At 67.1% G+C, this 13,138-nt stretch carries 13 protein-coding genes and 1 rRNA gene; 12 read left to right on the forward strand and 2 right to left on the reverse strand.

Features of this window, described 5'->3' with window-relative positions:
- Nucleotides 1-100 (forward strand): 5S ribosomal RNA (gene rrf / locus WKB88_RS00005); the annotation flags it as partial.
- Between the two features lie 587 nt (nt 101-687).
- Here rrf and WKB88_RS00010 read toward each other — a convergent pair.
- Nucleotides 688-1,548: a hypothetical protein gene (locus WKB88_RS00010; RefSeq protein ID WP_341392497.1), complete on the reverse strand. Its 861-nt coding sequence runs from the start codon at nt 1,546-1,548 to the stop codon at nt 688-690.
- A gap of 156 nt (nt 1,549-1,704) precedes the next feature.
- Here WKB88_RS00010 and WKB88_RS00015 point away from each other — a divergent pair, with 156 nt between their 5' ends.
- From WKB88_RS00015 to WKB88_RS00060, 10 genes are all read left to right on the forward strand, one after another.
- On the forward strand, nt 1,705-2,559 hold the full coding sequence (locus WKB88_RS00015; protein WP_341392498.1) for a hypothetical protein: 855 nt from the start codon (nt 1,705-1,707) through the stop codon (nt 2,557-2,559).
- A gap of 4 nt (nt 2,560-2,563) precedes the next feature.
- On the forward strand, nt 2,564-3,562 hold the full coding sequence (locus WKB88_RS00020; RefSeq protein WP_341392499.1) for an HAD-IIA family hydrolase: 999 nt from the start codon (nt 2,564-2,566) through the stop codon (nt 3,560-3,562).
- 4 nt (nt 3,563-3,566) lie between these two features.
- Nucleotides 3,567-3,806 (forward strand): hypothetical protein, encoded by a 240-nt coding sequence (locus WKB88_RS00025; RefSeq protein WP_341392500.1) that lies wholly within the window; start codon nt 3,567-3,569, stop codon nt 3,804-3,806.
- Between the two features lie 3 nt (nt 3,807-3,809).
- On the forward strand, nt 3,810-4,718 hold the full coding sequence (locus tag WKB88_RS00030; RefSeq protein WP_341392501.1) for a TlyA family RNA methyltransferase: 909 nt from the start codon (nt 3,810-3,812) through the stop codon (nt 4,716-4,718).
- Between the two features lie 50 nt (nt 4,719-4,768).
- Nucleotides 4,769-5,743 carry an NAD kinase gene (locus WKB88_RS00035; protein WP_341392502.1) on the forward strand — a complete coding sequence of 325 codons (975 nt, stop codon included), beginning with the start codon at nt 4,769-4,771 and terminating at the stop codon, nt 5,741-5,743.
- Nucleotides 5,740-7,467 carry a DNA repair protein RecN gene (recN, locus tag WKB88_RS00040; RefSeq protein WP_341392503.1) on the forward strand — a complete coding sequence of 576 codons (1,728 nt, stop codon included), beginning with the start codon at nt 5,740-5,742 and terminating at the stop codon, nt 7,465-7,467. Before WKB88_RS00035 ends, recN begins: the two co-directional genes overlap by 4 nt.
- Before the next feature lie 30 nt (nt 7,468-7,497).
- Nucleotides 7,498-9,192, forward strand: a complete 1,695-nt coding sequence (locus tag WKB88_RS00045) for a CTP synthase (RefSeq protein WP_341393184.1) — start codon at nt 7,498-7,500, stop codon at nt 9,190-9,192.
- A gap of 6 nt (nt 9,193-9,198) precedes the next feature.
- Entirely contained in the window at nt 9,199-9,867 is a 669-nt protein-coding gene (locus WKB88_RS00050) for an NUDIX hydrolase (RefSeq protein ID WP_341392504.1), read from the forward strand.
- 434 nt (nt 9,868-10,301) lie between these two features.
- Nucleotides 10,302-11,195 (forward strand): site-specific tyrosine recombinase XerD, encoded by an 894-nt coding sequence (gene xerD / locus WKB88_RS00055; protein ID WP_445818855.1) that lies wholly within the window; start codon nt 10,302-10,304, stop codon nt 11,193-11,195.
- Nucleotides 11,196-11,254: 59 nt separating this feature from the next.
- Nucleotides 11,255-11,719, forward strand: a complete 465-nt coding sequence (locus WKB88_RS00060; protein ID WP_341393186.1) for an 8-oxo-dGTP diphosphatase — start codon at nt 11,255-11,257, stop codon at nt 11,717-11,719.
- 91 nt (nt 11,720-11,810) lie between these two features.
- Here the strand turns inward: WKB88_RS00060 and WKB88_RS00065 are convergent, their stop codons facing one another.
- A complete protein-coding gene (locus WKB88_RS00065) occupies nt 11,811-12,287 on the reverse strand; it encodes a DUF4188 domain-containing protein (RefSeq protein WP_341392505.1) in 477 nt (158 codons plus the stop codon).
- A 74-nt stretch (nt 12,288-12,361) separates the two neighbouring features.
- Here WKB88_RS00065 and WKB88_RS00070 point away from each other — a divergent pair, with 74 nt between their 5' ends.
- The gene (locus WKB88_RS00070) at nt 12,362-13,084 is read left to right on the forward strand and encodes a MerR family transcriptional regulator (RefSeq protein ID WP_341392506.1); all 723 of its coding nucleotides are present in this window, start codon (nt 12,362-12,364) and stop codon (nt 13,082-13,084) included.
- Nucleotides 13,085-13,138: the final 54 nt, after the last annotated feature.

Genomic DNA, 13,138 nt, shown 5'->3' on the forward strand with positions numbered 1-13,138 from the left:
GGGGGAAACGCCCGGTCCCATTCCGAACCCGGAAGCTAAGACCCACAGCGCCGATGGTACTGCATCCGGGAGGATGTGGGAGAGTAGGTCACCGCCGGACAATATTTCGGTTGAGAGAGTAAGGCCCCGCCATTGTTGGCGGGGCCTTACTTGTTTAACCGGGCTCCGGGTTCCTCCCCGCCGAGACGGCCGCAGCACATCTGGGCGCTGGTACGTGCACTGACCGCCATCTCGCGGAGAGGTTGGTCACGTCTTCTGCCCTGCGGGTGACTCTCCGCGTCCAATCCCGGCGTCGTCTTCTGTCGCGGGGTTCGACTGCCGGGTGCTGCCGAGGTGGGGAGTCTCACCTAATCAAGATAAGCATCCAGGCATGGGGAGACGATGATTGGACCAGCCTGCACTAGAATTGGCTTGTGCCCGGTTTGGGCCCCACAAACTTTTGAATCAACTTTATATATCCATAGTGACGAGCGACTGCAGTAAATTCCGTTGGTCGGCTCACGACGAGAGGAACTCACCAGCATGTCAGAGCAAAATAACAGGGATCAGCGCGGTAGCGAAGGAAACAACGCAGCCGGCAGCAGCTCGTCAAACCGCCCGCCCACAAACGACAGGAACGCCCCCAAGCGTTTCGAGGACCGCAAGCCTTCGTTCGGAGGCCGTCCGGCTCGTGGCGGCGAGCGTAAGTCATTCGGTGACCGCGGAGCGTCGTCGCAGCGTAAGCCCTACTCGAAGGACGGGAAGCCGTCCTTCAATGACCGCCCGGCACGCAGCGACGACGATCGCCGTCCCGCCCGTGACGGAGAACGCAAGCCCTTCGGCGATCGTGGAGATCGCAAGCCGTCGTTCGGTGATCGTCCGGCTCGTGATGGTGAGCGTAAGTCCTTTGGTGATCGTGGAGATCGTAAGCCGTCGTTTGGTGATCGTCCGGCTCGTGATGGTGAGCGTAAGTCCTTTGGTGATCGTGGAGATCGTAAGCCGTCGTTTGGTGATCGTCCGGCTCGTGATGGTGAGCGTAAGTCCTTTGGTGACCGTGGGGATCGTAAGCCGTCGTTCGGTGACCGGCCTGCACGCGGCGGCGATGATCGTCGTCCGGCTCGTGATGGTGAGCGTAAGTCCTTCGGCGATCGTGGGGATCGTAAGCCGTCCTTTGGCGACCGCGGGGATCGTAAGCCGTCGTTCGGCGACCGGCCTGCACGCGGCGGCGATGATCGTCGTCCGGCTCGTGATGGTGAGCGTAAGTCCTTCGGCGATCGTGGAGATCGTAAGCCGTCGTTCGGTGGCGACGATCGTCGTCCTCCCCGCGATGGGGACCGCAAGCCGTCGTTCGGTGATCGTCCCGCCCGTGGCGGCGATGATCGTCGTCCGGCTCGTGATGGTGAGCGTAAGTCCTTCGGCGATCGTGGGGATCGTAAGCCGTCCTTCGGTGATCGTCCCGCCCGTGGCGGCGACGACCGTCGTCCTCCCCGCGACGGAGACCGTAAGCCGTCCTTCTCGAAGGACCGTCCGGCCCGCGGCGAGGATGCGCCGGTTGTCGAGCGCAAGCACAACGCCCGCGACCTGCGCAGTGCAAACCGCCCGGACCGCGAGCGTTCACCCGAGATCGACGAGGACGTCACAGGCCAGGAACTGGACAAGGTCACCCGCGCCCAGCTGCGCGTCCTTGAGGAAGTCAGCGGTGAGTGGGTCTCCAAGCACCTGGTCATGGCAGGGCGCCTGATCGACGATGAGCCCGAACTCGCCTTCCAGCACGCCCTTGCCGCCAGCCGCCGCGGCGGACGCATGGCAGCGGTCCGCGAAGCAGTAGCCCTCACGGCGTACGCTTCCGAGCACTTCGGCGAAGCGCTGCGCGAGTTCCGCACCTACCGCCGGATCAGCGGCTCCAACGCCTACCTGGCCATGATGGCTGACTGCGAACGCGGCCTCGGCCGTCCCGACCGTGCCCTGGACATCGCCCGCTCGGACGAAGCCAAGGAACTGGACATTGCAGGCCAGATCGATATGGCCATTGTTGCCTCCGGTGCCCGCATGGACATGGAACAGTACGACGCCGCCGTGACCGCGCTGGAAATTCCGCAGCTGGACAAGAACCGCGCGTTCTCCTTCAGCCCGCGCCTGTTCCGCGCCTACGCCGATGCCTTGGAGCTGGCGGAGCGCAACGAGGAAGCCGAGCAGTGGCGCAACCGTGCGCTGCTGGCCGAGAAGGCCCTCGGCGTCGGCGACTTCGCCGAGCCGGACATCTTCGACCTGGTCGGCGACGACGAGGAGAAGCCGGCCCGCACCCGCCACGGCCGTGAAGACCGGGACGAGCAGTCCGGCCCGGAGCGCTCCGAGACCCCGTTTGCTGCTCCTGCGGAGACTGTCACGGTTGTCAACGAGATGGATCTCAGCGACGACATCGACACGCTGCCCTCTGATGAGCAGGAAGGCGTGATTGGAGTCCTCGAAACAGAGGAAGAGGATGACGACAACGCCGCCGGCCAGCACGACGACGGCAACGACAACGACGAGTTCTCCGCCGACGCGCCGACCGGCGACGCTGACGAGGATCGCGCGTAGCACCATGGCGGACACATCGCTGATTGCCGGATACGACGCCGTCCTTTCCGATCTGGACGGCGTCGTGTACGCCGGTCCGCACGCCATTGCGGGAGCCGTTGAGGCCCTGCAGCGCCTCGAGGGCGCCGGTGTGCAGCTGGCATACGTCACCAACAACGCCTCGCGTTCCTCCGAGACCGTGGCGGCGCACCTGCGCGAGCTGGGTGCCCCGGCAACAGCGGAAACCGTGTTCGGGTCGGCCCAGGCCGGCGCTGAGCTGCTGGCAGCCCAGGTGCCGGCCGGCGCCACGGTCCTCGTGACCGGCAGCGCCTGGCTCACCGAACAGGTCCGCGAACAGGGTTTGGTGCCGGTGCACTCCGCCGATGACCGGCCCGATGCAGTCATCCAGGGATTCGATCCCGGGCTCGGCTGGAAAGACCTGGCCGAGGCAGCCTTTGCGGTGGAACGCGGCGCCGTCTGGGTTGCTACGAACACCGACATGTCCATTCCGCAGGCCCGGGGGATTGCCCCCGGAAACGGAACGCTCGTGGCCGCCGTTGCGGCAGCCACCGGCAGGACGCCGCTGGTGGCCGGCAAGCCCGAAGCCCCGCTGTTCCTGACGGCGGCCCGCCATCTGGGCTCCGAAACCCCGCTGGTTGTGGGCGACCGCCTGGACACCGATATCCTCGGCGGCAACAACGCCGGCTTTGCGACGGCGCTGGTGTTCACCGGCGTCGACACCCCGCACACGGCACTTGCTGCCCGCACCGCGGAACGGCCCACCTACCTGCTGGCAGACCTTGACGCACTGTATGTGCCTTACCCGGACGTAGAAGCCCGGGACGGCGGATACGTCTGCGGAACCTCCACGGCCCGGGTTTCCGGGGAAACCCTGGAGATTTCCGGGGACAGCAGCAATTTGGACAGCTGGCGGGCGGCCTGCGCCGCCTGGTGGAATGCGCGGCCGGACGAGGAAAGTCCCGCCGCACCCGTGCTCAGCTGGACTGTCACCCCCGGCGGATAAGCTGGTGACAAACGTCGGAGAGGGAGGGGACAGCCGCACCATGGAGAACGCTGGCGAGCAGCCCCCGGTTGGCCGCGCCTGGCCGGAGGCCGGCGCACCGACGGCGGACCCCGCGGTCAACGCGGCCCTGGAACCTTTGGGCACACTGGCTGATCTCCCCGTTGCCGGCCATCATTCCGTTTATGCGGCGCTGCACGACGGCCTGCTGGCCCAACTGAACACCGATCCCTCAGAGGAGCGCTAAGAAGTGGCAAGACTGGACCAGGAGCTGGTGGCCAGGGGGCTGGCCCGCTCCCGGACCCACGCGGCCAAGCTGATTGCTGCGGGCCGGGTGGCCCGTGCCGGCGTACTGATGGGCAAAGCGTCGGCCACCGTCAGCGGGGAAGATCCGCTTTCGGTGCTCGACGACGGCGTCCCCGACTACGTCAGCCGCGCCGGCCACAAGCTGGCCGGCGCCCTTGACGCCTTTCCCCTGGTCCGTCCCGCAGGACTCCGATGCCTGGACGCCGGAGCTTCCACCGGGGGCTTCACGGACGTCCTGCTGCGGCGGGGCGCCGAGCGCGTGGTCGCCGTCGACGTCGGACACGGCCAGCTGGTGGATGCCCTGCGCCGCGACCCCCTGGTCGATGTCCACGAGGGGCTGAATGTCCGCTATCTGGAGCACGGGCAGATCGGGGGACCGGTGGATCTGACCGTCGCCGATTTGTCCTTCATTTCCCTTACCATGGTGCTCGCTCCGCTGGCCGCGGCAACCCGCCCCGGCGGCAGTCTGCTGCTGATGGTCAAACCGCAGTTTGAAGTGGGCCGTGAGAAGCTGGAGAAGGCCGGCGTCGTCACCGACCCCCGCAAACACCGGATGGCGGTGACCCGCGTGGTAGCCGCAGCGTTGGCTGAAAACCTCCGGGTGGCAGGCCTTGCCCGCAGCCCGTTGCCCGGGCAGAACGGCAACGTTGAGTTTTTCCTCTGGCTGCAGGTTGACGGGACGGGGAAACCTGCCTCCCCGCAGTCCGGTGATGCACAGGCTGAGGCCCGCCGTTTGGTGGATGAGGCCTTTGACAGGTTTGATGGAGCCGGAACGAATGCGGCAACGGACCGCCCCGGCGGCGACGCAGGCTCCGAAGGAAGTGACCGCAGGAAACTGGCGACAGACAACTGACGACGGGGTTCCAAATAGCTCCCCAGGGGGCGGAACAGGATGTTACAGACATGAGCAGACGGATACTTGTGCTGGCCCACACCGGCCGGCAGGCTGCCATGACTGCCGCCCAGGAAGCCTGCACGCAGCTCCACGCCTCCGGCCTGATCCCGGTCATGCGCAGGCGGGACCTGGAAGACATCCAGGCCGTGTACGGCGTGCTGACCGCCCCCACCGAAATCCTTGAAGAAGACGTTGAACTCGACGGCGTGGACCTGGTCATGGTCCTGGGCGGAGACGGCACCATCCTCCGAGCCGCGGAACTGGTCCGCGGCACGGACGTCCCCCTGCTCGGAGTGAACCTCGGGCATGTTGGCTTCCTGGCGGAGAGCGAACGCGCCGACCTGGCCCAAACCGTGCACTGGGTGGTTGAACGCGCCTACACCGTCGAAGAACGCATGACCATCGATGTACGGGTCTGGTTGGGGGGCAGGCAGATTGCCCACACCTGGGCGCTGAACGAGGCCGCGATTGAAAAGTCGGACCGCCAGCGGATGCTCGAAGTGGTGGTGGAAGTTGACGCCAGGCCGATCAGTTCCTTCGGGTGCGACGGCGTGGTCCTGGCCACGCCCACCGGATCCACGGCGTACTCGTTCTCCGCCGGAGGCCCGGTGGTGTGGCCGGAAGTGGAAGCCCTGCTCATCGCGCCGATCAGCGCTCACGCCCTCTTTGCCCGGCCCCTCGTCGTCGCGCCCACCTCAATCCTGGCCGTGGAAATCCTGACCCGCACCGATGCCGCCGGCGTGCTCTGGTGCGACGGACGCCGGAGTGTGGAGCTGCCGCCGGGAGCCCGGGTGGAAGTGACCCGCTCGGAGATTCCCGTCCGCCTTGCCCGCACGCATGCAACACCTTTCTCGGAGCGCCTGGTCCGCAAGTTCCAGCTGCCCACCCAGGGATGGCGCGGACCGGTTGGCGGCTCGGGGGAGTTGTCGGAGAGCGTTGAGCTCACCCGCCGGACGGCAGACAGTGGAGGGCTAAGCGCATGATCGAAGAAATCCGCATCCGCGACCTCGGCGTCATCACGGACGCCACGCTGGAACTCGGCCCAGGTTTCACCGTGGTGACCGGTGAAACGGGCGCCGGAAAAACCATGGTCATCACCGCCCTGGGCATGCTCCTCGGGGCGCGGACCGATGCCGGAGCCGTGCGCACCGGAGCCAAAGCGGCACTTGCCGAAGCTTTGGTTCGCCTGCCCCCGGACAATGCAGCGGTGGCCCGCGCCGAAGATGCGGGCGCGGAGCTGGAAACGTACGACGGCGTGACTGAGCTGATGCTCGCCCGCACCGTCAGTGCCGCCGGCCGCAGCCGTGCCCACGTGGGCGGCCGCTCCGCCCCGGTGGGAGTGCTGGCCGAGGTGGGCCAGCACCTGGTGGCCGTGCACGGACAGTCGGACCAGCTCCGGCTCAAGAGCACAGCAGCCCAGCGGGAAGCCCTGGACAAGTACGCCGGCCCGGCCCTGGCCTCAGCGCTGTCCTCCTACCAGGCGGACTATGCCCGCTGGCGTGCCGCAGTGGCCGAGCTGTCCACCCTGCGCGACCAGGCCCGGGAACGGCTGCGGGAGGCGGAATACCTCGCAGCGTCGCTGGAGGAAATCGATGCCCTGGAGCTGCTGCCGGGGGAGGACGAAATCCTCAAGACCGAAGCCACGCGGCTGAACAACTTCGAGGAACTGCGCACTGCAGCGGTGGGTGCGCACTCGGCGCTGATAGCCGGCGACTTTTCCGACGGTTCCGACGCCACCTCCCTGGTAGACAGCGCCAAACGCCAGCTGGAACTCGCCGGAGAGCACGACCCCGCCCTGGCGGACTCCGCCAAGCGCCTGGCGGAGGTCGGCTACATCCTCGCCGACATCGCCACCGAACTGGCCAGCTACAGCGCCTCCCTGGACGGGGAGGGGCCCGAACGCCTGGCAGAGGTGGAATCCCGGCGGGCGGAAATCTCCGCCCTTCTGCGCAAGTTTGCCCCCTCGGTGGACGAGGTCCTTGAATGGGCCGACGCGGGCCGCATCCGCTTGGCGGAGCTGGGGGACGACAGCACGCGCATCGAGGCGCTGGAGGCGGAAATCACTGACCTGCAGGCGTCCCTGACGGCGGCTGCGGCGGAGCTGACGAAGCTGCGCACCGACGCGGCGGCAGAGCTGGCCCGGCGGGTCAGCGACGAGCTGTCCGCCCTGGCGATGGCCAATGCAAACCTGCTCATCGACGTCACCCCCGTCGAGGAGCTCACCGTCCACGGTGCCGACGCTATTACCTTCCTCCTGCAGCCGCACCCCGGAGCCCCGGCCCGGCCCCTGGGCAAGGGCGCCTCCGGCGGCGAGCTCTCCCGCGTGATGCTGGCCATCGAAGTGGTCCTCGCAGCGGTGGATCCGGTGCCGACCTTCATCTTCGACGAGGTTGACTCCGGAGTCGGGGGCAAGGCCGCCGTCGAAATCGGCCGCCGGCTGGCCATGCTCGCAAAGCATGTACAGGTGATAGTGGTTACCCACCTTCCGCAGGTGGCTGCGTTTGCCGATCAGCACATCCGGGTCATCAAGATGTCAGCGACGGGGGATGATGGAAGCGGCGTCACCGCCAGTGATGTCACCGTCCTGGATGATGCCGAGCGGATCAAGGAACTTGCCAGGATGCTCGCGGGCCAGGAGGACTCCGAGTCCGCCCGGGCCCACGCCGTCGAACTCCTGGCCGCGGCGGGACACCCGCCGCATGAATAAACAGATTAATTCCAAGTGGATCTACAAAAGGTGATAGGCTCGAACTCCGTGGTGCAGCGATCAAATTCCAGGTTTCCCAAGTCGTCTTCTACGACAAAACACATCTTCGTCACCGGTGGCGTGGCGTCCTCACTCGGCAAGGGACTGACAGCGTCAAGTCTCGGCCATCTGTTGAGGTCGCGCGGCATAGCGGTGACCATGCAAAAGCTCGATCCCTATCTCAATGTGGATCCGGGCACAATGAACCCCTTCCAGCACGGTGAGGTCTTCGTCACCGACGACGGCGCCGAGACTGACCTCGACATCGGCCACTACGAGCGGTTCCTTGACGAAAGCCTTGACGGCTCCGCCAACGTAACCACCGGCCAGGTCTACTCCACGGTTATTGCCAAGGAGCGCCGCGGCGAATACCTCGGCGACACCGTCCAGGTCATCCCGCACATCACCGACGAGATCAAGCGCCGGATGCGCCTGCCCTCCGAGGCGAAGAAGACCCCCGACGTCATCATCACCGAGATCGGCGGCACGGTTGGCGACATCGAGTCCCAGCCCTTCCTGGAAGCAGCACGCCAGGTGCGCCAGGACATCGGCCGCAACAACGTCTTCTTCCTGCACGTCTCGCTGGTTCCCTACATCGGCCCGTCCCAGGAACTGAAGACCAAGCCGACGCAGCACTCCGTGGCCGCCCTGCGGTCCATCGGCATCCAGCCCGACGCCATCGTCATCCGCTCGGACCGTCCGGTGCCGGACGCCATGCGCGCCAAGATCGGCCGCATGTGCGACGTTGACGTGGACGCCGTCGTCGGCTGCCCGGATGCCCCGAGCATCTACGACATCCCGAAGACCCTTCACTCCCAGGGCCTGGACGCGTACATCGTCCAGCACCTGGACCTGAAGTTCAAGGACGTCAACTGGACCAAGTGGGACAAGCTCCTCGAGTCCGTGCACAACCCCAAGCACCACGTCGACATTGCCCTCGTGGGCAAGTACGTGGATCTGCCCGACGCCTACCTCTCCGTTACGGAAGCACTGCGCGCCGGCGGTTTCGCCAATAAGACCAAGGTCAACATCCGCTGGGTGCCCTCGGACGAATGCGCGACGCCGGAAGGTGCCGCCGAGGCGCTGGCCGGTGCCGACGCCATCTGTGTCCCCGGCGGCTTCGGCATCCGCGGCCTTGAAGGCAAGCTCGGCGCCCTGACCTACGCCCGCGAAAACATGGTGCCCACCCTGGGCCTGTGCCTTGGGCTGCAGTGCATGGTCATCGAGTACGCCCGCAACGTAGTTGGACTGGAAGGCGCGTCCTCCTCCGAGTTCGAGCCGGACACCAAGTACCCGGTCATCGCCACCATGGCGGAGCAGAAGCAGATTGTCTCCGGCGACGGCGACATGGGCGGCACCATGCGCCTGGGCCTGTGGGACGCAAAGCTTGAAGAGGGTTCCGTAGTTGCCAAGACGTACGGCAAGACGGCAGTGGCCGAGCGCCACCGCCACCGCTACGAGGTCAACAACCAGTACCGCGACCAGATTGCCGAGGCAGGCCTGTCCTTCTCCGGCACCACGGTTGACGGCGGACTGGTGGAGTTCGTTGAACTTCCGGCCGATGTGCACCCGTACTACGTCTCCACGCAGGCACACCCGGAGCTCAGCTCCCGCCCGACGCGCCCGCACCCGCTCTTCGCCGGTTTGGTGAAGGCTGCCCTGGCGCGCCAGAACGGCAAGGGCTAGCAGCATATGAGTGAGACCAGAGGGTTCGCCGACGAACGCAGTCCCCGCCGCCTGCTGAGTTCCTCCGTGGAATACACCGGGCGCGTCTGGGACGTGGTCAGCGAGAAGTTCCAGCTGACCGACGACGGCGAACCCCTGGTCCGCGACTACATCCGCCACCCCGGGGCGGTGGCCATCCTGGCCCTGAACGACGCTGGCCAGGTGCTGCTGATCAACCAGTACCGGCATCCGGTGCGGATGACGCTCTGGGAAATCCCCGCCGGGCTGCTGGACATCGACGGCGAAGATTTTCAGGTTGGCGCCGCCCGGGAGCTGGCGGAAGAGGCTGACATTATTGCCGCCGAGTGGAATGTCCTGACCGACCTGTTCCTCTCGCCCGGTTCCTCCCGTGAGGCGCTGCGCATTTACCTCGCCCGCGGAATTTCGGAAGTCCCCGAAGCGGACCGCCACGAGCGCACCCACGAGGAAGCCGAAATCCGGACCATGTGGGTTGACCTTGACGACGCCGTGGAAGCGGCGCTGCAGGGACGCCTGCACAGCCCCTCCGCCGTGGCCGGAGTCCTGGCCGCAGCGGCGGCGCGGCCCTCGGGCTACGCCAATCTGCGGCCGGGCAACGCGCCCTGGCCCGAACACCACTCCCAGCACTCCACCTGGCCGCAGGGCCCCGTTCTTTAGGACTGAAGACCGCCATGGCCGCCTCCGATCAACCTGCCGGCGGACACTCTCCTGCGCCGGCGTCCCCGGCTGACCCCGGAGCCCAGGCACCGGAAGTGCCCTCCAACGCGCCGTACAACGACACCGTTGCCTTCGACTTCTCTTCACTGAACAAAACGCTCCGCCTGGATTCCCCGGCCGAACTGCTGCGGGCAGCCCTTGCTGAAGACAAAGCCGCCGGGCAGGCCGGCGACGGCGCTGGTCTTCCGGACGGCGCCGGCCCGGCCTCCGACGCCGCTGCCCCTGGCCCCGCGGCGCACGGGGGTCCTCCTGCCCCGGCAGGTTCAAAGGCCCCGGGCACCGCTAAGAAGCCACCGGTACCCAAGGGCCCGTCGGCCGCGGATGAGCTGCGGGCCACCGCCGTCGGCCGCGCGATCGGCGGCTATCTACAGCACATGGCCGTGGAACGCGGACTCGCTGTGAACACGCTCGATGCGTACCGCCGCGACCTGCTGCGCTATGCCCGCTTCCTCGCGGCGCGCGGCGTCGAGGACGTTGCCCGCATTTCCCGGCACGACGTCACCGCCTTTGCCCAGTCCATCGTGGAAGGCTCAGACGGCGCCTCCGCGCTGAGCGTGCGTTCGGCCGCACGCACCGTCGTCGCCGTCCGCGGGCTGCACAAGTTTTGGGCGCTGGAGGGCCTGACGACGGCCGATCCTGCCGCTGACGTCCATCCGCCGCTGCCCGGCAAGCGGCTGCCCAAGGCCATCAGCGTCAACGAAGTCACCCGGATCCTGGAAGCAGTCTCCACCGAGACTCCTGCGGGACTGCGGGACCGGGCACTGCTGGAGTTTCTGTACTCGACCGGCGCCCGTATCAGCGAGGCGGTGGGCCTGGACATCGACGACCTGTCCCTGGAGCGCATCCCGGCCAACGGTCCCGATGTCGTGCGGCTCTTCGGCAAGGGATCCAAGGAGCGCCTGGTGCCGCTGGGCTCCTATGCCGCCCGCGCATTGGACGAATACCTGGTGCGCGGCCGGCCCGCAGCATCCGTGAAGGGCAAGGGAACTCCCGCGCTCTTCCTGAACGCCCGCGGCGGGCGCCTCAGCCGCCAAAGTGCGTGGACCATCCTGAAGAACGCGGCCGAAAAGGCACAGATCGGCCGGGACGTGTCACCGCATACGCTGCGCCACTCCTTCGCCACCCATCTGCTCGAGGGCGGCGCGGATGTCCGGGTGGTCCAGGAGCTGCTGGGCCATGCCTCGGTAACCACCACGCAGGTCTACACCCTGGTGACTGCGGAGACCCTGCGCGAGGTCTACGCCGCAGCACATCCGCGGGCGCTGTGACGCCGCGAACCGGCGGGCCCGGTGCGGCACGCCAGCCTGCACCGCCCCGGGCGGTCCCCGTGGTCCTGTGCTTTCTGATGCGCGAGACCCCGGACCGCGGCGCCGAAGTTTTGATGGGACTGAAGCAGACCGGATTCGGCGTCGGCCGGATTGTGACCCTGGGCGGGCACGTTGAGCCGGGGGAGACCCCCGCACAGGCGGCCGTACGCGAGGTCTTTGAGGAATCCGGCGTCACGCTCACCGAGGACAACCTGGAGCATGCCGGAACCATTGAGTTTATTTTTCCGGGCCGCCCGGAATGGGATATGTCCACCGTGGTGTTCCGGGCCCGGACCTGGACCGGGGAGCCGGAACCGTCCGAGGAGATCGCTCCCGCCTGGTACCCCGTGGACGGCGTTCCCTACCCGCAGATGTGGCCGGACTCGGCCCTCTGGATGCCCGAGGTCCTCGCCGGACGCGACTTCAACGCCGTCGTCACCCTGGCCGCCGACAATGAGAGCGTCGCCGGCATCGTTTTCTCCTAAAAGGTCTGCACGGGTTCCCACTCTCTGGGGCTGGCGGTGCGTGTGTGACCACGGGAGCCCCGCAGCACAACAAAGGACGGGAACGGGTGCGCTAGCTCCGGGCCGGGCCCAGCCGGACCGCTGCACGGCTGTCCGCCGCCGCCTCCGCGGCTGCGGTCGCCTTGGCCAGGCCGACGGCGGGCATGCCCACGTACATCGATTCGGCGCGGTCCACTACATATGTCTCATGCCAGATTCCCACTCCGCCCGGAGATTTCCGGGCCGCCCGGTTGAAGGCCGCCCAGGCGGGCCGGTGCTCGGCGTCGGTCCGGCCGGCATACGCGTACAGTTGCTCGGCGCTCTTCCAGTGCTGGATTACCAGCGGGCCGCCGGCGCCGATCGTGATCCGGTAGCCCAGCAGTCCGGAATCCGGTTCGGCGGAGAGCTCGGCCAGCATCCGCGGCATGGCGGCGAAGGCGGGCAGCCACAGGTCGGGCCGCCACGGACGGTTGATCCGCATGCCGATGAGGAAGACCACGAGCGGGCCGTCGTGCACATGGGTCATCCGGTGCGGAACGATGCGAGCCATGACGGCTCCTTCCGGGGTGGATAGTGATGGTATCCAAGGTAGAGAGTTACACTATCCAGCACAAGGGGGTGCTGATGAGAATTTCAGAGCTGGCTGCGCAGACGGACATTTCCGTGGCCACGATTAAGTACTATCTGCGGTCGGGCCTGCTGCACGAGGGGCGGCTGACGGCTCCGCGGCAGGCCGAATACGACGCCGGACATGTCTCGCGCCTGCGGCTGATCCGAGCCCTGCTGGGTCCGGGCGACCTGTCGGTTGCCGCCGCCGGAAAAGTCCTGGAACAGTTGGACAACCCGCCGGACTCGGCCCACAACCTGCTGGGCGCGGCACACCACGCCGTGGGTTCCTTTCCCGAAGTCGAGGGCGGCCATCCGCGGGCCAACGCACTCCTGGAAGCCTGGGGCTGGCAGATTGATCCCGAGGACAACGATGCCAGGTCGCGGCTGGAACTGGCGCTGCGCGGGCTGGAAGACGCCGGGTTTGAGCCGGCCGAGGGTTTTCTGGACATGTATGCGGCCGCCATGCGGGACGTGGCGTCGCGGGAACTGGAGCGGGTGCCCTTCGACACTCCGGCGGACGCCCTGCGGTACGTCGTGCTGGGGACGGTCCTGATTGAGCCGCTGCTGCTGGCGCTGCGCAGGCTGGCCCACCAGGACGCGTCAAACCGAATTTTTTCTGCCGTTCCCGCTCCGGCGCAACCGCACTCAGATTCAGAGCCGGATGCAGAGCGGACCCCGCCGGGCCGGGCCGCCGAAAGTACCGCGCCGGACCTGAATGCAGAGCGGACCCCGGAGTAGGCGGCTTTAATATTTCCTGCGAGTTCTACGAGCGGGAAATTCGTTGCCGCCGTT

The organism is Arthrobacter sp. G119Y2 (assembly GCF_038069765.1).
Lineage (GTDB): Bacteria > Actinomycetota > Actinomycetes > Actinomycetales > Micrococcaceae > Arthrobacter_B.